This is a genomic window from Marinobacter salarius, assembly GCF_032922745.1.
Classification (GTDB): domain Bacteria; phylum Pseudomonadota; class Gammaproteobacteria; order Pseudomonadales; family Oleiphilaceae; genus Marinobacter.
Map to the genome: position 1 here is coordinate 890,796 of NZ_CP136693.1, position 16,473 is coordinate 907,268.

Below are 16,473 nucleotides of genomic sequence, written 5' to 3' on the forward strand. Positions count from 1 at the left end.
GTGCGCCCATGAGCGACGCACTCTGGCAACGCCAGCTCACCCAGGGCCTGGGTGACCTCAACCTGGAACTGGACAGCGCCAGCCAGCAACAGCTGCTGGCGTTTCTGGCCCTGCTGAATAAGTGGAACCGGGCCTATAACCTGACGGCTGTGCGGGAGCCACGACAGATGGTGTCTCGCCAGTTGTTGGACAGCCTCAGTATCCTGCCGTTTGTAACCGCGGACCATCTGCTGGATGTTGGCGCAGGTGGTGGGTTGCCCGGCATCCCCCTGGCGATCACGTTGCCCGAAAGGCGTTTTACCCTGCTGGACAGCAACAGCAAGAAAACCCGCTTCCTGACCCAGTGTGTGCTGGAACTTGGCCTTGAGAATGTGGAGATCATTCACGGCCGGGCTGAAAGCTGTGATCCCGCACTCCGATACCGACAGATCAGCAGTCGTGCGTTTACGGCACTGGATAACCTCGTCAACTGGTGCGGGCATTTGCTTGCGGATGAGGGTGAGTTCCTTGCCATGAAAGGCCAGTTTCCGGATGATGAGGTGGCTGCCCTGCCAGCAGGTTGGCAGGTAACATCCCGACAGTCATTATCGGTACCTGGCTCGGACGGCGACCGGCACCTGCTGGTGATCGGTCGGGATTCCAGCCATCAGAATTTCACGACAGGAGGCGAGTCATGGCGCGTGTGATTGCAGTGACCAATCAAAAAGGCGGTGTGGGTAAAACCACCACCTGCGTCAACCTGGCTGCGTCGTTGGCCGCAACCAAGCGCCGCGTGTTGCTGGTGGATATGGACCCCCAGGGCAACGCCACCATGGGAAGTGGTGTGGATAAGAATGCCCTGGAGCGCTCCGGCTACGACATGCTCACCAAGCGGGCAACGGCAGCCGAGGTGATTTTCCGGGCCGAAGTCTCGGGGTTCGACATACTACCGGCCAACGGCGACCTGACCGCCGCCGAAGTGGAACTGATGAACGAAATCGGCCGCGAGCATCGCCTGCGTCTCGCGCTGAACAAGGTGCGGGAGAACTACGACTACATCCTCATCGATTGCCCGCCGTCCCTCAGCCTGCTGACCGTCAATGCGCTGTCAGCGGCGGATACGGTGCTGATTCCCATGCAGTGTGAATACTATGCCCTGGAGGGCCTGGCGGCCTTGATGAACACGGTTGAGCAGATCCAGGAAACCGTCAACCCGGATCTGCAGGTGGAAGGCATCCTGCGCACCATGTACGACCCCCGCAACAGCCTGACCCTGGATGTTTCCAGCCAGCTCAACGAGTTTTTCGGCGACAAGGTTTACCGTGCGGTGATCCCCCGAAACGTGAGGCTGGCGGAAGCCCCGAGCTATGGTATGCCGGCACTGAAATACGATCGCGCGTCCAAGGGCGCGGTGGCCTACCTGGCCCTGGCCGGTGAAATGGTACGCCGGCATGGATCGCAAAAGACATCTGCGGCCGTTGCCGTGTAAACTACCTCTCCTTTGCACACAGATATTTCATCGGGAAGAATGACAAATACCATGGCGGCGAAGAAACGAGGACTGGGTGAGCGCGGACTGGGCGCTCTGTTGCAGGGCTCCAGAGTCAACCTGGACCAGGAACTGAAGGATCACGATGGTGAGCTCCGGGAAGTTCCGATCGACCTGATCCAGCGTGGCCGGTTCCAGCCTCGCCGTGACATGGATCCGGCGGCCTTGCAGGAACTGGCTGACTCCATTCGTCAGCAGGGTGTGATGCAGCCCGTGGTAGTGCGTCCGATTGCCGAAGGCCGCTTTGAGCTGATCGCAGGCGAGCGCCGCTGGCGAGCCACCCAGATGGCCGAGCTGGACCGCATTCCTGCCATTATCCGTGACGTGCCGGATGACGCCGCCATCGCCATGGCGCTGATTGAGAATATCCAGCGCGAGAACCTCAATCCCATCGAAGAAGCCTTTGCGTTACAGCGTCTGCAGGACGAATTTGGCCTGACCCAGGCTCAGGTCGCTGAAGCGGTGGGTAAGTCCCGTACCACCATCACCAACCTGCTGCGACTGATCAGCCTGTCGGAAGACGTTCGTGTCATGCTGGAGCACGGTGATCTGGAAATGGGTCATGGCCGAGCCATGCTTACGCTTCAACCCGAGCAGCAGATGCAGGTTGCACGACAGGTGGTCGCGAAGTCCCTGTCGGTTCGGCAGACGGAAGCCCTGGTTCGCCGGGTGCAACAGGAATCGCCGAACCGCAAGAAAACCAAGGGTGAAGTGGATCCGAATATCCGCGCCCTGCAGGACGACCTGGCCGAACGACTCGGTGCTCGGGTGTCGATTGACCATGGCCAACGTGGCAAGGGCAAACTGGTGATTGAATACACCTCCCTCGACGAGTTGGATGGCATTCTGGGCCATATCAAGTAACGCCCTCGGCAAGATTCCCACAGTGCCACTGTTAACAATTTAGTGTTGGCAATCTGCGACCAACGACGGGGTACCAAAGGTCAGTTTTGACTAGGTACCACTACATATAGTGCTGCCCCTTCGTTTTGGTGTCTATTTGTGTCCCCATTTCCCCCAACGCCAGTTTTTCTGCGTGTTTCGGGGCGGAGCGACCGTTCCGGTTTTGTTGATTCGTGTAGATTGAACACATATAATCTGCGGCGCTTGTATCGGTGCGATTGTCTAATTAATAAACGGCACCGAACCAAAGCGGTGTGGCAACCGGGAAATACCATGACGAAGGCTGAACAGGGTGGGATACAGCGTCCGCCCATCGCACGATGGTTTGTAATAGAAAGTGTGGTATTGGTCGTCGTCAGTCTGGCATTCCTCTTTCAAAGCCAGGTGGCCGGTTATTCAGCACTGTGTGGGGGGCTTATTTTTCTTCTGCCCCACGGCTATTTTGCCTTCAAGGCTTTCCGCTACTCCGGCGCGCGGTCTGCCAGGCAGATCATGAGTTCTTTTTACCAGGGTGAGGCCGGCAAGCTCATCCTGTGCGCCATCCTGTTTACGATGGTGTTCAAATGGATTCCGTCGCTTGATATAGCGGCACTTTTTTTATCATTTGCGATCATGTTGGTCACCAATTGGTTGACTCCGCTCCTTGCGGGCCGCAGAACGCAGCGAAGCTAACAGGACCTGAGAGAACGTTATGGCAGGCAGCGCATCAGAGTATATCCAGCACCACCTCCAGAACCTTACCTACGGAAACCTTCCGGCCGGGTATGAGCGTGCGGACGGGTCGGTCACGTCAGAAGCGGGCTGGACGATGGCCCAGACAGCTCAGGAAGCCTCCGACATGGGGTTTTGGGCTGTTCACGTGGATTCCCTCGGATGGGCGGTTGGCCTCGGTGCCCTGTTTCTGATTCTGTTCCGCATCGCTGCCAAGCGCGCAACGTCTGATCAGCCGGGCGGCTTGCAGAACTTCGTCGAAATCATGGTTGAATTCGTCGACACCAGTGTGAAAGAGACCTTTCACGGGCGTAACAAAGTAATTGCACCGCTGGCACTGACCATTTTTTGCTGGGTGTTCCTGATGAACCTGATGGACCTGGTGCCGGTGGACTTCCTGCCGCAGCTCTTCCATCTCATGGGGCTGGAATACATGAAAGTGGTGCCGACCACCGACGTGAACGTCACACTGGGCATGTCACTTTCGGTCTTCTTCCTGATTTTCTATTACAGCATCAAGGTGAAAGGCATTGGTGGTTTTGTGGGAGAGCTGACGTTGCATCCGTTCTCCTCGGACAACCTCTTCCTCAAGGTACTGTTGATTCCGGTCAACCTGTTGCTGGAAGGTGTGAGCCTGCTGGCCAAGCCCATTTCACTGGCACTGCGTCTGTTCGGTAACCTCTACGCCGGCGAGCTGATCTTTATCCTGATTGCCCTGCTACCATTCTGGGCACAGTGGGCGCTGTCGGTACCCTGGGCTATTTTCCACATTCTGATCATTACGCTGCAGGCGTTCATCTTCATGATGTTGACGATCGTCTACCTGAGCATGGCTCACGAAGACAGTCATTGATCGGAACCATTAAACCGTAGTTTAAATACCAAAACCCTTAAACTGAAAACCTAACTGAAAACTGGGAGTTATCATGGAAACTGTAGTTGGAATGACCGCGATTGCCGTTGCACTGCTGATCGGCCTGGGTGCCCTGGGTACTGCTATCGGCTTTGGTATCCTCGGTGGCAAGTTCCTGGAAGGCGCTGCGCGTCAGCCGGAAATGACCCCGATGCTGCAGGTTAAAATGTTCATCGTTGCAGGCCTGCTGGACGCCGTAACCATGATCGGTGTTGGTATCGCTCTGTTCTTCACTTTCGCCAACCCGTTTGTCGGCCAGATCGCCGGTTAATCGAGTCGCCGCCGGGGACACTCCCGGTCTGATGATTCTTTACACAACAGGCGAGAGGTGAAGACGTGAACATTAATTTGACGATGATTGGTCAAGCCATCGCGTTCTTTATCTTTGTCGTGTTCTGCATGAAATATGTGTGGCCGCCGATTATGGCCGCACTGCAGGAGCGTCAAAAGAAGATCGCTGACGGACTGGCTGCCTCAGACCGCGCTGCGCGCGATCTGGAACTGGCTCAGGAAAAGTCAGCTCAGGAACTGCGTGAAGCCAAGCAGCAAGCGGCTGGCCTGATCGAACAGGCCAACAAGCGTGCGGCCCAGATTGTGGAAGCATCGAAAGACGATGCCCGCAAGGAAGGCCAGAAGCTGATTGAGCAGGCCAAGGCCGAAATTGAGCAGGAGCGCAATCAGGCTCGTGACGCGTTGCGTGCAGAAATTGCCGCCATCGCGGTTGCCGGTGCTGAGAAGATCCTGGAAACCTCTGTCGATGCCAACAAGCACAGTGAGATGCTGGACAAGCTGGCAGCAGAACTCTAAACGACGAGGTTTATCATGGCACAACTGAGAACGCTGGCCCGCCCTTACGCAAAGGCAGCATTTTCGGCCGCTCAGGACCAGAAGCAACTGGCTGAATGGTCTGAAGTGCTAACCGTTGCCGGGCAGATTACAGCCAACGAAGACATTCGACAGCTTCTCTCCAGTCCAGGCACCGAAGAGCAGAAGAAGGCAGAGATGATTCTGGAGTGCGTTGGAGACAACGTTACAGAGTCGGTTAGCAACTTCCTGATGATTCTGGCGGCCAATCGCCGGTTGAGTCTTCTGCCCGAGATTGCAGCGCTCTTCAATACGTACCGGGCTGACTTTGAGCGCACTGTTGATATAGACGTCACCTCTGCATATGAGTTGACGGACGAACAACAGCAGAAGCTCGCCCAGGCACTGTCGACCAAACTCGAGCGCCAAGTGTCACTCGCAGCGTCAATGGACAAGTCTTTGATCGGTGGTGTGATTGTACGCACCGGCGACATGGTGATTGACGCCTCTGTACGCGGAAAGCTGACCAAATTGGCCGACGCTCTGGGCTCCTGATTTCAGCACAAGGTTTGAGGATAAAGGCATGCAGCAACTGAATCCATCCGAGATCAGTGACATCATCAAGAAGAGAATCGAAAAGCTCGATATTTCTTCTGATGCAAAGAACGAAGGTACGATCCTCTCCGTTTCTGACGGTATCGTACTGATCCACGGTCTTGCCGACGTTATGTACGGCGAGATGATTGAATTTGCCAACGGTATATTCGGTATGGCCCTGAACCTGGAGCGTGACTCCGTGGGCGCGGTTGTACTGGGTGACTACGAAGGCCTGGCGGAAGGCCAGAAGGTTCGTTGTACCGGTCGCATCCTGGAAGTACCGGTTGGCCCCGAACTGATGGGTCGTGTCGTTGACGGTCTGGGTAATGCCATCGACGGTAAAGGCGAACTGGGTACATCCCAGACCTCACCGGTCGAGAAAGTGGCTCCCGGCGTTATCGCTCGTCAATCCGTTGACGAGCCGGTCCAGACCGGCCTGAAAGCTATCGATACCATGGTGCCAATCGGCCGGGGCCAGCGTGAGCTGATCATCGGTGACCGTCAGATTGGTAAGACCGCTGTCGCCATCGACGCGATCATTAACCAGAAAGACACTGGCATCAAGTGTATCTACGTGGCTATCGCCCAGAAGCAGTCTTCCATTGCCGCGGTTGTGCGCAAACTGGAAGAGCACGGTGCGATGGATCACACCATCGTGGTCGCCGCCGGTGCTGCCGACCCTGCAGCGATGCAGTTCCTGGCGCCCTACTCCGGCACGTCCATGGGTGAGTACTTCCGTGACCGCGGTGAAGACGCCCTGATCATCTATGATGATCTGTCCAAGCAGGCTGTGGCCTATCGCCAGATTTCCCTGCTGCTGCGTCGTCCGCCGGGCCGTGAAGCATACCCGGGTGACGTTTTCTACCTGCACTCCCGTCTGCTGGAGCGCGCGTCCCGGATCAACGCCGACGAAGTTGAAAAACTGACCAACGGCGAAGTGAAGGGCCAGACCGGTTCCCTGACGGCTCTGCCGATCATCGAGACCCAGGCCGGCGACGTTTCCGCGTTCGTACCGACCAACGTGATCTCGATCACCGACGGCCAGATCTTCCTGGAGACCAACCTGTTCAACTCCGGTATTCGCCCGGCGATGAACGCAGGCGTCTCGGTATCGCGGGTGGGTGGTTCCGCCCAGACCAAGATCATGAAGAAGCTTGGCGGCAACATCCGTCTGGCGCTGGCCCAGTATCGTGAACTGGCCGCTTTCGCACAGTTTGCTTCCGACCTTGACGAAGCGACCCGTAAGCAGCTTGAGCACGGTCAGCGGGTGACCGAACTGATGAAACAGAATCAGTACAGCCCGATGTCCGTGGCTGAAATGGGTACGGTTCTGTTCGCAGCCAACGAAGGCTTCCTGGACGACGTTGATGTCGACAATGTAGTGAAGTTCGAAGCACTGATGCTGGACTGGATGCGGTCCGAGCAGAAAGAACTTCTCGACAAGATCAACGAAAAAGGCGATTACAACGATGAAATCGCCGCGAGCCTGAAAGCTGCACTTGAGAAATTCAAGACCACTCAGAGCTGGTAACGAATGGGCCTGCAATGCGTTGCGGGCCGATTTTCGAGCAATGAGTGTCTAACTTGAGAGGGCAGTGAGTTATGGCCGCCGGAAAAGAAATACGTAACCAGATATCCAGCATCAAGAGCACGCAGAAGATCACCAGCGCCATGGAAATGGTCGCGGCGAGCAAGATGCGCAAGGCTCAGGAACGCATGAAGGCAACGCGCCCTTATGCGGAAAAGATGCGCCAGGTTATTGGGCATATTGCCAAGGCGAACGTTCAGTACAAGCACCCGTTCATGGTCGAGCGTGAAGTCAAGCGCGTGGGCTATGTGGTGGTGTCTACGGATCGTGGCCTGTGTGGTGGTCTGAACATCAACCTGTTCAAAGCGCTTGTCCGTGACATGCGAGCGTGGAAGGAGAAAGGAGTAGAGGCTGATCTGTGCGCCATCGGGCAGAAAGGTGCTTCTTTCTTCAAGAGCTACGGCGGCAACGTCGTTGCGGCTCTGACCCATCTGGGGGACAGCCCGAGCTCCGAAAAACTCATCGGCAACGTCAAAGTCATGCTGGACGCGTTCTCGGAAGGCAAGATCGACCGTCTTTACCTGGTCAGCAACGAGTTCGAAAACACCATGACCCAGACCCCGCAGGTGGAGCAGATTCTGCCGCTGCCTCCGGGGGAAGACGAGGAAGAGATCAAGAACCAGTGGGATTATCTCTACGAGCCCGATGCCAGGCAGATCCTCGATGGCCTTCTGCCACGTTACATTGAATCCCAGGTGTACCAGGGTGTGGTAGAAAATCTGGCATGTGAACAGGCCGCCCGAATGATCGCCATGAAGAGTGCAACTGACAACGCCGGTGGCATCATCGACGAGCTTCAGCTGGCTTACAACAAGGCGCGTCAGGCAGCCATCACCCAAGAGATTTCGGAGATTGTCAGCGGTGCGGCTTCGGTCTGATCCGCCAACAATCCAACTGGTTTTATTGACTATCTAGATAACGAGGAACCGAGCATGAGTAGCGGACACATCGTTCAGATCATTGGCGCGGTTATCGACGTGGAATTTCCACGTGACTCCGTACCCAACGTATATGACGCACTGCTGCTTGAAGGTGGCGATACAACTCTGGAAGTCCAGCAGCAGCTGGGTGACGGCATTGTTCGTACCATCGCCATGGGCAGCACTGAAGGCCTGAAGCGAGGCCTGAAAGCAGATAACACCGGTAAGGCCATTTCCGTACCGGTTGGCACCCAGACCCTGGGCCGTATCATGGATGTTCTGGGTCGTCCCATCGACGAAGCCGGCGAAATCGGCGAAGAAGAGCGTTGGGCGATTCACCGTAAGGCACCGGGATACGCAGATCAGTCTGCCTCTGCCGACCTGCTGGAAACCGGCATCAAGGTTATCGACCTGATCTGCCCGTTCGCCAAGGGTGGTAAGGTTGGCCTTTTCGGTGGTGCCGGTGTTGGTAAGACCGTCAACATGATGGAGCTGATCAACAACATCGCGAAAGAGCACTCCGGTCTCTCCGTATTCGCCGGTGTTGGTGAGCGGACTCGTGAAGGTAACGACTTCTACTACGAAATGAAGGACTCCAACGTCCTTGATAAGGTAGCGATGGTCTACGGCCAGATGAACGAGCCTCCCGGAAACCGTCTGCGTGTGGCCCTGACCGGTCTCACCATGGCTGAGAAGTTCCGTGACGAAGGTCGTGACGTACTGCTGTTCGTCGACAACATCTACCGTTACACGCTGGCCGGTACCGAAGTATCCGCACTGCTGGGCCGTATGCCGTCCGCGGTGGGTTACCAGCCGACACTGGCTCAGGAGATGGGTGAACTGCAGGAGCGAATTACCTCCACCAAGACAGGTTCCATCACGTCCATCCAGGCCGTATACGTGCCAGCGGATGACTTGACGGACCCGTCGCCAGCGACCACCTTCTCCCACCTTGACGCGACTGTGGTACTGAGCCGTGACATCGCTTCCAAGGGTATTTACCCGGCGATCGACCCGCTCGACTCCACTTCACGTCAGCTGGACCCGCTGGTGATTGGTAACGAGCACTACGAAGTGGCTCGTGGCGTGCAGACTAACCTGCAGCGCTACAAGGAACTGAAAGACATCATCGCGATTCTGGGTATGGACGAGCTGTCGGAAGAAGACAAGCTCACCGTTGCCCGGGCCCGTAAGATCGAACGTTTTCTGTCCCAGCCGTTCCACGTTGCTGAAGTCTTCACCGGCTCGCCCGGTAAGTATGTTTCCTTGAAGGAAACCATCAGCAGCTTTAAAGGCATTCTCAACGGCGACTATGATGATATGCCCGAGCAAGCATTCTACATGGTTGGTACCATCGAGGAAGCGGTCGAGAAAGCGAAGGAAATGAAGAGCAAGGCGAAGAAGTAATCTAAGCCTTATGCGCTTGTTTCCGGATCGATCAAAGAGGCAACAACATGGGTATGACCGTGCATTGTGACGTGGTAAGTGCCGAAACAAAGATCTATTCCGGATTGGTTGAAATGCTGATCGCAGCGGGCTCAGAAGGTGACCTGGGTATTGCCCCGGGTCATACGCCTCTGCTGACTCAGCTGAAACCGGGCCCCATCCGGATAATCAAGCAGGGCGGAGAGGAAGAAATCCTCTACGTGTCTGGTGGTTATCTGGAAATTCAGCCGAATCTGGTGACGCTGCTCGCGGACACTGCCGTCCGTGCCAAGGATGTGGACGAAGCAGCGGCGATCGAGGCTCAGCGTGAAGCTGAGAAGGCACTCGCCAACCAAAGTGGTGAATTTGAGTATTCCCGTGCCGCCGCCGAATTGGCCGAAGCTGTTGCCCAGCTTCGAACCATTCAGCAGCTGCGCAACAAGATGCGTTAAGCATTTCTGTTCGGGACTGCCGATCACCGAAACCGCATCCTGAGTGGCCCGGGAACAACGAAACGTTGTCGGGCAACCAAGGGTGCGGTTTTTTTGTATCCAGGCACTGAAACTGACCACCGACCCGGAGCGTGGTAATCGTATGACTCCCCTTCACGTTGTAATTCTGGCTGCCGGCCAGGGTTCGAGAATGAAATCGTCGCTACCGAAGGTTCTCCATCGAGTGGCTGGCAAGCCCATGCTCCATCACGTTATTGATACTGCCCGCCAGTTGGGCGCATCTGGTATCCACGGCGTTATTGGTCATGGTGCGGAACAGGTCCGGCAGATTACCCCGGCCGAGGATCTCATCTGGGCATTGCAGGAAGAGCAACTGGGTACAGGCCATGCGGTTGCCCAGGCTCTGCCGGCTTTGCCGGATGAGGCTCGGGTATTGATCCTTTATGGCGACGTGCCATTAACCAGAGTCGAAACACTTCAGGCACTGGTCTCTCAAGTAAGTGACCATTCACTCGCGTTACTAACCGTGAACCTGGAAACGCCGGACGGTTACGGGCGCATCCTGAGGGATGACAATGGCAAGGTGTGTGCCATTGTCGAACAGAAGGACGCCACCGAGGTCCAGCGGCAGATCCGCGAGGTGAATACCGGGATTCTGGCGGTCTCGGCGCGCCACCTGAAGGGCTGGTTGCCGCAGCTCTCCAACCGTAACGCCCAAGGCGAGTATTATCTTACGGACATCATTGCCATGGCCGCTGAGCGCGGTGTGGATATCGCCGTTGCCCAACCCGGCACGAAGTACGAAGTACAGGGTGTTAACAACCGCCTTCAACTTGCCGAGCTTGAGCGTTGGGTGCAGCGTCAGGAAGCGGACCGGTTAATGACCGAGGGCGCAACCCTGGCCGATCCCGCCCGACTTGATGTACGCGGTGAATTATCCGTGGGCCAGGATGTCCTGATCGATGTTAATGTGGTGTTTGAAGGCAAGGTCTCCCTGGCCGACGGCGTCAGCGTGGGGCCGGGTTGCGTGATTCGGGACAGCCGTATCGCGGCCGGCGCAAACATCGAAGCGCACTCCGTGATTGACGGTGCGGAGATCGGTGCAGGAGCCAATATCGGGCCCTTTGCCCGTATCAGGCCGGGTACGCGGCTGGCGGCCAACACCAAGGTGGGTAACTTTGTTGAAACCAAAAAAACCGATGTGGGCGAGGGCAGCAAGATCAATCACCTCAGTTATGTTGGCGATGCCTCACTTGGCCGTAACGTAAATGTGGGTGCAGGAACCATCACCTGTAATTATGATGGTGTGAATAAGTCGAGAACTGTTATTGGTGACAATGTTTTTGTGGGTTCCAACACTTCGCTAGTGGCACCAGTCAGCGTTGCCGCAGAGTCCACCATTGGCGCCGGCTCCACTATCACCCGGGATGTGGCGGAAAGCGAACTGGCGGTTGCCCGGGCCCGGCAACGCAATATCTCTGGCTGGGAACGGCCGACGAAAAAGTGATTTAAACGATTTATAACGGACAGGTGACAGCGACATGTGTGGCATTGTAGGTGCGGTATCAGAAAGGGATGTTCAGGGAATTCTTCTCGAAGGCCTGCGCCGACTGGAGTATCGGGGCTACGACTCCGCCGGCATGGCCGTGATTGACGGCAAGCAAGCCATTAATCGGGCCCGCGAAGTGGGCAAGGTAGCTGCCCTGGCTGATGCCATCACTGGTAATGGGCTTGAAGGGGCCGCCGGTATTGCCCATACCCGCTGGGCCACCCATGGTGAGCCCTCCCAGATTAATGCGCACCCGCACATGTCCGGTGAGCGACTGGCCATTGTTCACAACGGCATCATCGAGAATTATCAGGAGCTGCGGGAAGAGCTGAGAGCCGATGGGTTCGAGTTCACCTCCCAGACCGATACCGAAGTCGTTGCGCACCTCATCGAAAAGCAATTCCGCCTCAGCAACAGCCTCTATGAAGCGGTAAGCAGTGCAATTCAGCGCTTGCGCGGTGCCTTTGCCCTGGCGGTGATCCATGCTGACGAGCCTGACCACATGGTCGTTTGCCGCGAGGGCAGTCCGTTGGTAGTCGGTGTCGGGATTGGCGAGAATTTTATTGCCTCCGACCAGCTCGCATTGCTGCCAGTCACGGATCGTTTCATGTTCCTCGAGGAAGGGGACATTGCCGACATCCGCCGCGACCGCATCGAGATCCATGATCGCAACAAGCAGCCGGTTGAACGCGCAGTCACCCGTTTTGAACACAGCCAGGATGCCGCTGAAAAAGGCGAGTACCGCCACTTCATGCTCAAGGAAATCCATGAGCAGCCGAGGGTTATCCGTGCAACGACAGAAGGCCGGGTGACCAACACCCGTGTGCTGGAACAGGCTCTTGGAACCCAGGCCGGCAACCTGCTGGAAAACGTCCGCCATGTTCAGATCATTGCTTGTGGCACCAGTTATCATGCCGGTATGGTGGCGCGCTACTGGATCGAGGACCTGGCAGGCGTGCCCTGCTCCGTGGAAGTAGCTTCCGAGTTCCGCTACCGCAAACATGTGATTCAACCGGATACCCTGTTCCTGTGTATCTCCCAGTCCGGCGAAACCGCCGATACCCTGGCCGCCCTGCGCCAGGCAAAAAAGGCCGGCTTCCGCGCCGCCATGGCAATCTGCAACGTGCCCGGCAGTTCCCTGGTCCGTGAATCCGACCTGGTCATCATGACCCAGGCCGGCCCGGAAATCGGCGTCGCCTCCACCAAGGCTTTCACCACCCAGCTAACCGCGTTACTGATCTTCACCCTGGCACTGGCACGCCACAATGGCCTGGAAGAGTCGCGGGAAGCTGAGATTGTTGAAGCAATCCGCCTGCTTCCCGGACAGGTGGATCAGGTGCTGGCCCTGGATGGCGAGATCGCCGAATTGTCGAAATCCTTCATGGACAAGAATCACAGCCTGTTCCTGGGCCGTGGCGCCATGTTCCCGGTGGCCCTCGAAGGTGCGCTGAAACTCAAGGAAATTTCCTACATCCACGCCGAAGCCTATCCGGCTGGTGAACTCAAGCACGGTCCGCTAGCCCTGGTGGACAGCGAAATGCCGGTCGTCACCGTTGCGCCTAACAACGAGCTCCTGGAAAAGCTGAAATCCAACCTGGAAGAAGTCCGGGCTCGAGGTGGTGAACTGTTTGTGTTTGCTGACCAGGCTGCGGACGTGCGGCCCCAGGAAGGCATCCATGTGATGCCATTGCCGTCGGTGCATCCAATCACCTCTCCGATCGTTTACACCGTGCCGTTGCAGTTGCTGTCCTATCACGTGGCTGTGTTGAAAGGCACTGACGTGGATCAGCCCCGTAATCTGGCGAAAAGTGTGACGGTTGAGTAGCGGGCATATACGTAGGCCTGGAGATGTCAGAGGACATTAAAGTTTGACAAATTACATTAATGTTTGATTATTTACATTAAAGTTTGATCAAAGTAGGCCCCCTGCTATTCTCAATTCAGCAGGGGGCCTTTTTCATGACAGATACCAATAAACCGCTTGATCCGAAGCACGAAAAGCTACTCAAAACCCGGGGACGGGGAACGGGTAAAGACTACGAGCCGTTCATCAAGGTTCATGAACTCAGCAGCTCAGGTGAGAGTGTTCGAATCCGCAGTGCTTCGGTTGGTAGAGTTCATCACCTACTGTCTGGTATAGAGCTTTTCGCCTTCCTGGTCTTTGATCAGTTCGAACAAACGACTGATATACGAGAGCAATATCCCCTCCCGATAAACGATACTCTCGATATCTGTACACGTTTAGGAATTCGGCACCCCCAGATTCGTGGCTCGCTGACTGTGGTTTCCACCGACCTGTTGATTGACCTCTCGTCGAAGCAGCAGCTTGCGATTGCAGTGAAATCTTCTGCAGAGCTTTCCAAGTCGCGAGTTATAGAAAAACTGCAAATCGAAAAAACCTACTGGGAAACCCGTGGGGTGGAGTGGAAGATTTTCACTGAGAGGGAGGTGTCCGACGGAATGCGGGAGAATCTCCCGTGGATCCAGCCCTATCTAAGCCCCGATATAACTGACCACCAGCAACTGGGAGCCACAGAAGTCCAGGATCTGTTACACCGATTGAAAAGGCATCCAAAGACCAAGGTCACAAGGCTTTGCGCAAAGCTTGATGACCAATACGGATTGGACCCGGGGTTTCACCTCGGCGCGCTTCGACATGCGGTTGCACACCGGTTTATAAGGGCTCCATTAAATAAAGCGTTTCACAGCTGGACCTTCAGTGATCTGACACTCAGGGATACAGCGTTCGCCGGCGAGGTGAACCATGCTTCTTAACCGGGTGGTCAAAGACCCTGAGACTGGCAAACGCTACCGCGTGGTCCTGGAGCAACTCAGTGATTTGATGATGATTGATGTCGATAGCGAGAAGGCTTGGCCCTTTCCCGTGTCGGAACAAGAGTTTCAGGAACTTGGATACGCCTCCATTCCGGATCCCTACCCGTTGCCAAGTGTGAAGGAAGGAAGCGTTGGCGCCAAAAGGCGTGATGAAGCCTGGGACACGCTCAGTCCATTGCTGGCCCACCATCTGTCACTATTCGTCAAAAACGAACGAAATCGCCTGATCAAAGAGGCCCTGGCATCCACCGATACAACACGGCAATACATCATTCGACAGCTTCGCCGCTACTGGCAGAGGGGAATGGCACCGAATGCATTGGTGCCCGACTACCACAAATGCGGCAACCCAGACGGGAAGTGGAAAACAAGGTTGGTCCAAAACGAACAGTTTCACCAGGAGTTGGCGTTCCTGTAACGGAGGAAGTTGCAGAGCTGTTTCGGATGGCGCTTGATGGCTTTTACCTGACCAACGAAAAGGTGCCACTTACCGCGGCCAGGGACAAAGCAGTGGGGCTCTTCAAAGCTCGATACCCCTCTGCAACTGAAAAAAGCCTGCCCACCATGAGGCAGTTCAGATACTTCTATGAAACCAATTATCGCAAGAACGAGGTGGTAAGGAGGCGGACTCCAAGCCGTATCTATCAGAAAGATAAAAGGGCGCTGACCAGCACCTCGGCCAATCTGAACTTCGGCCCAGGGGCACGGTATGAAATAGACGCAACCATTGCAGACCTTTATCTGGTAGCAGAGAAAGACCCAAACGTAATCATTGGTCGCCCTGTGTTGTACTTCGTCAAAGACGTGTTTAGCCGAATGGTGGTAGGCATGTATGTAGGCCTGGAAAGCCCGTCGTGGGTGGCTGCGATGATGGCCCTAGGTAACGCCTTCAGTGACAAAGTAGCCTATTGTCGCGAATACGAAATCAATATTGGGGGAGAAGACTGGCCCAGTATGGGGGTTCCCGCTGGAATCATGGCTGACCGGGGCGAACTCTTGTACAAACAAGCCGATGTTCTGGTTAACAGGTTTGGTATCCAGCTAAGTAACTCACGAGCCTACCGGGGTGATGACAAAGCCATCTGCGAGCGATTTTTCGGCACCATTCAGAGTAAGTTCCGACCTTATGTCGGCGGAGTGGTCGAGCCGGTAAATGGAAAAAAACGTGCTGGCAAGCGCTATGAGCTGGATGCAGACCTGAATCTTTTGGAATTCACACAAATGTTGATCAATCTGGTCCTTTTCTACAACACCCAGCACGTCGTTGAAGGTTATGATTTTGCGCCTGACATGCCCACAGATTTGCCAGCGGTGCCTCGGGAACTATGGAACTGGGGAATTCAAAACCGTACCGGGAAGCTTCGCTCCTGTGACGAAGATCTGACTCGCATCAATCTCCTTCCCTATGAGAGTGGAACAGTGTCACAGGTAGGCATCACCTTCAAAGGGCTTGTTTACACGTGTCAGGAGGCGCTAGCCCAAGGCTGGTTCGATCGCATCCGCCAAAGCCGCCCTTCAAAAGTGGAAATCGCGTTTGACCCGCGACGCACCGATACTGTTTACCTTAGGCCTGACTCCTCATTCGAAAACTACTGGGTATGTGAGCTTTCGGACCGAAGCCGTCGATACAAAGGTATGAGTTTCGTTGAGGCCGCAGGAATACTGAAAGAGATGAATCGAACCAAAGCCACCGCCAAGCAAGACGAGGATTATCAGAAACCGGATTCCCTAGCCGCCATTGAGAACATTGTTGCCACTGCGAAGAAGCGGCAAGAAGCCAGCAAACCATCTGTTACGGATACTGAGCGACTTCGAGGGATAGGACAGAACCGCGTCAAAGAAAAAGAGTTGGAGCGAAACCGCAGCGGAATCAAATCCAACAAAAAACCGCAGCAGGCCCGTCCAGCTGATGTAGTGCCGTTCCGTTCTGACAAAACCGAATCAAGCGACAATATCGATTATCCGGATATGGATGCCTTCCTGGAGGACGATGATGATTAAACTGCCAATGGCACAGTATCGGGAAGCAGAAATCCGGGAATACGAATGGCAGCCTCTGATTAATGCCCTGCCACCCATTAACTCGCCGCAGGCTACAGCAAGGATGCTGGCTCGTTTTCCAATAGTAGATGACGCCGAAAAGGCATTGCCCGCCCATATCCGACGCCATGCAATGATGAGGATTCTGGACCAGTTCCTGTACCCAACGAGCTCTCATTGGCAAGCCCCCGATACAGTAGACGCCTGA

Annotated in this window: 18 protein-coding genes; all 18 read left to right on the forward strand. The window is 55.6% G+C overall.

Going from position 1 to position 16,473, the window contains the following annotated elements; translation table 11 throughout:
* The first annotated feature begins 8 nt into the window (after positions 1-8).
* The 18 genes from rsmG (at position 9) to R1T46_RS04160 (ending at position 16,473) form a co-directional block, all read left to right on the forward strand.
* On the forward strand, positions 9-686 hold the full coding sequence (rsmG, locus tag R1T46_RS04075) for a 16S rRNA (guanine(527)-N(7))-methyltransferase RsmG (protein ID WP_317307420.1): 678 nt from the start codon (positions 9-11) through the stop codon (positions 684-686).
* A complete protein-coding gene (locus R1T46_RS04080; protein WP_317307421.1) occupies positions 674-1,468 on the forward strand; it encodes a ParA family protein in 795 nt (264 codons plus the stop codon). The genes rsmG and R1T46_RS04080 overlap by 13 nt, the downstream gene beginning before the upstream one ends.
* A 51-nt stretch (positions 1,469-1,519) precedes the next feature.
* The gene (locus R1T46_RS04085; protein ID WP_292049162.1) at positions 1,520-2,392 is read left to right on the forward strand and encodes a ParB/RepB/Spo0J family partition protein; all 873 of its coding nucleotides are present in this window, start codon (positions 1,520-1,522) and stop codon (positions 2,390-2,392) included.
* A gap of 312 nt (positions 2,393-2,704) precedes the next feature.
* Positions 2,705-3,103, forward strand: a complete 399-nt coding sequence (locus R1T46_RS04090; RefSeq protein ID WP_317307422.1) for a F0F1 ATP synthase subunit I — start codon at positions 2,705-2,707, stop codon at positions 3,101-3,103.
* Between the two features lie 19 nt (positions 3,104-3,122).
* A complete protein-coding gene (gene atpB, locus R1T46_RS04095; protein WP_317307423.1) occupies positions 3,123-3,995 on the forward strand; it encodes a F0F1 ATP synthase subunit A in 873 nt (290 codons plus the stop codon).
* 73 nt (positions 3,996-4,068) lie between these two features.
* A complete protein-coding gene (gene atpE / locus R1T46_RS04100; protein ID WP_012138088.1) occupies positions 4,069-4,326 on the forward strand; it encodes a F0F1 ATP synthase subunit C in 258 nt (85 codons plus the stop codon).
* Positions 4,327-4,391: 65 nt separating this feature from the next.
* Complete coding sequence (locus R1T46_RS04105; RefSeq protein ID WP_036211711.1) at positions 4,392-4,862, forward strand: F0F1 ATP synthase subunit B; 471 nt, start codon at positions 4,392-4,394, stop codon at positions 4,860-4,862.
* 15 nt (positions 4,863-4,877) lie between these two features.
* Positions 4,878-5,414, forward strand: a complete 537-nt coding sequence (locus R1T46_RS04110) for a F0F1 ATP synthase subunit delta (RefSeq protein ID WP_317307424.1) — start codon at positions 4,878-4,880, stop codon at positions 5,412-5,414.
* A gap of 28 nt (positions 5,415-5,442) precedes the next feature.
* Positions 5,443-6,987, forward strand: a complete 1,545-nt coding sequence (gene atpA, locus R1T46_RS04115; protein ID WP_317307425.1) for a F0F1 ATP synthase subunit alpha — start codon at positions 5,443-5,445, stop codon at positions 6,985-6,987.
* Positions 6,988-7,058: 71 nt separating this feature from the next.
* On the forward strand, positions 7,059-7,922 hold the full coding sequence (atpG, locus tag R1T46_RS04120; RefSeq protein WP_317307426.1) for a F0F1 ATP synthase subunit gamma: 864 nt from the start codon (positions 7,059-7,061) through the stop codon (positions 7,920-7,922).
* Between the two features lie 54 nt (positions 7,923-7,976).
* On the forward strand, positions 7,977-9,371 hold the full coding sequence (gene atpD, locus R1T46_RS04125) for a F0F1 ATP synthase subunit beta (protein WP_317307427.1): 1,395 nt from the start codon (positions 7,977-7,979) through the stop codon (positions 9,369-9,371).
* Between the two features lie 47 nt (positions 9,372-9,418).
* Positions 9,419-9,841, forward strand: coding sequence for a F0F1 ATP synthase subunit epsilon (locus R1T46_RS04130; protein ID WP_317307428.1), 423 nt, complete (start codon positions 9,419-9,421; stop codon positions 9,839-9,841).
* A gap of 142 nt (positions 9,842-9,983) precedes the next feature.
* Positions 9,984-11,348, forward strand: a complete 1,365-nt coding sequence (glmU, locus tag R1T46_RS04135; protein WP_317307429.1) for a bifunctional UDP-N-acetylglucosamine diphosphorylase/glucosamine-1-phosphate N-acetyltransferase GlmU — start codon at positions 9,984-9,986, stop codon at positions 11,346-11,348.
* A gap of 34 nt (positions 11,349-11,382) precedes the next feature.
* Entirely contained in the window at positions 11,383-13,215 is a 1,833-nt protein-coding gene (glmS, locus tag R1T46_RS04140) for a glutamine--fructose-6-phosphate transaminase (isomerizing) (protein ID WP_317307430.1), read from the forward strand.
* 134 nt (positions 13,216-13,349) lie between these two features.
* Positions 13,350-14,165 carry a TnsA endonuclease N-terminal domain-containing protein gene (locus R1T46_RS04145; protein ID WP_317307431.1) on the forward strand — a complete coding sequence of 272 codons (816 nt, stop codon included), beginning with the start codon at positions 13,350-13,352 and terminating at the stop codon, positions 14,163-14,165.
* Entirely contained in the window at positions 14,155-14,643 is a 489-nt protein-coding gene (locus tag R1T46_RS04150; protein WP_317307432.1) for a hypothetical protein, read from the forward strand. Before R1T46_RS04145 ends, R1T46_RS04150 begins: the two co-directional genes overlap by 11 nt.
* Positions 14,586-16,226: a Mu transposase C-terminal domain-containing protein gene (locus R1T46_RS04155; RefSeq protein WP_317307433.1), complete on the forward strand. Its 1,641-nt coding sequence runs from the start codon at positions 14,586-14,588 to the stop codon at positions 16,224-16,226. Before R1T46_RS04150 ends, R1T46_RS04155 begins: the two co-directional genes overlap by 58 nt.
* Positions 16,219-16,473, forward strand: a complete 255-nt coding sequence (locus R1T46_RS04160; RefSeq protein WP_317307434.1) for a hypothetical protein — start codon at positions 16,219-16,221, stop codon at positions 16,471-16,473. Before R1T46_RS04155 ends, R1T46_RS04160 begins: the two co-directional genes overlap by 8 nt.

Excerpts from the sequence above, each read along its gene's own strand:
- atpB (WP_317307423.1), top strand. The coding sequence starts at position 3,123 with ATGGCAGGCAGCGCATCAGAGTATATCCAGCACCACCTCCAGAACCTT.
- atpG (WP_317307426.1), top strand. The coding sequence starts at position 7,059 with ATGGCCGCCGGAAAAGAAATACGTAACCAGATATCCAGCATCAAGAGC.
- R1T46_RS04130 (WP_317307428.1), top strand. The coding sequence starts at position 9,419 with ATGGGTATGACCGTGCATTGTGACGTGGTAAGTGCCGAAACAAAGATC.
- atpA (WP_317307425.1), top strand. The coding sequence starts at position 5,443 with ATGCAGCAACTGAATCCATCCGAGATCAGTGACATCATCAAGAAGAGA.
- R1T46_RS04085 (WP_292049162.1), top strand. The coding sequence starts at position 1,520 with ATGGCGGCGAAGAAACGAGGACTGGGTGAGCGCGGACTGGGCGCTCTG.
- rsmG (WP_317307420.1), top strand. The coding sequence starts at position 9 with ATGAGCGACGCACTCTGGCAACGCCAGCTCACCCAGGGCCTGGGTGAC.
- glmU (WP_317307429.1), top strand. The coding sequence starts at position 9,984 with ATGACTCCCCTTCACGTTGTAATTCTGGCTGCCGGCCAGGGTTCGAGA.
- R1T46_RS04145 (WP_317307431.1), top strand. The coding sequence starts at position 13,350 with ATGACAGATACCAATAAACCGCTTGATCCGAAGCACGAAAAGCTACTC.
- atpD (WP_317307427.1), top strand. The coding sequence starts at position 7,977 with ATGAGTAGCGGACACATCGTTCAGATCATTGGCGCGGTTATCGACGTG.
- R1T46_RS04090 (WP_317307422.1), top strand. The coding sequence starts at position 2,705 with ATGACGAAGGCTGAACAGGGTGGGATACAGCGTCCGCCCATCGCACGA.
- R1T46_RS04080 (WP_317307421.1), top strand. The coding sequence starts at position 674 with ATGGCGCGTGTGATTGCAGTGACCAATCAAAAAGGCGGTGTGGGTAAA.
- R1T46_RS04150 (WP_317307432.1), top strand. The coding sequence starts at position 14,155 with ATGCTTCTTAACCGGGTGGTCAAAGACCCTGAGACTGGCAAACGCTAC.
- R1T46_RS04110 (WP_317307424.1), top strand. The coding sequence starts at position 4,878 with ATGGCACAACTGAGAACGCTGGCCCGCCCTTACGCAAAGGCAGCATTT.
- atpE (WP_012138088.1), top strand. The coding sequence starts at position 4,069 with ATGGAAACTGTAGTTGGAATGACCGCGATTGCCGTTGCACTGCTGATC.
- glmS (WP_317307430.1), top strand. The coding sequence starts at position 11,383 with ATGTGTGGCATTGTAGGTGCGGTATCAGAAAGGGATGTTCAGGGAATT.
- R1T46_RS04160 (WP_317307434.1), top strand. The coding sequence starts at position 16,219 with ATGATTAAACTGCCAATGGCACAGTATCGGGAAGCAGAAATCCGGGAA.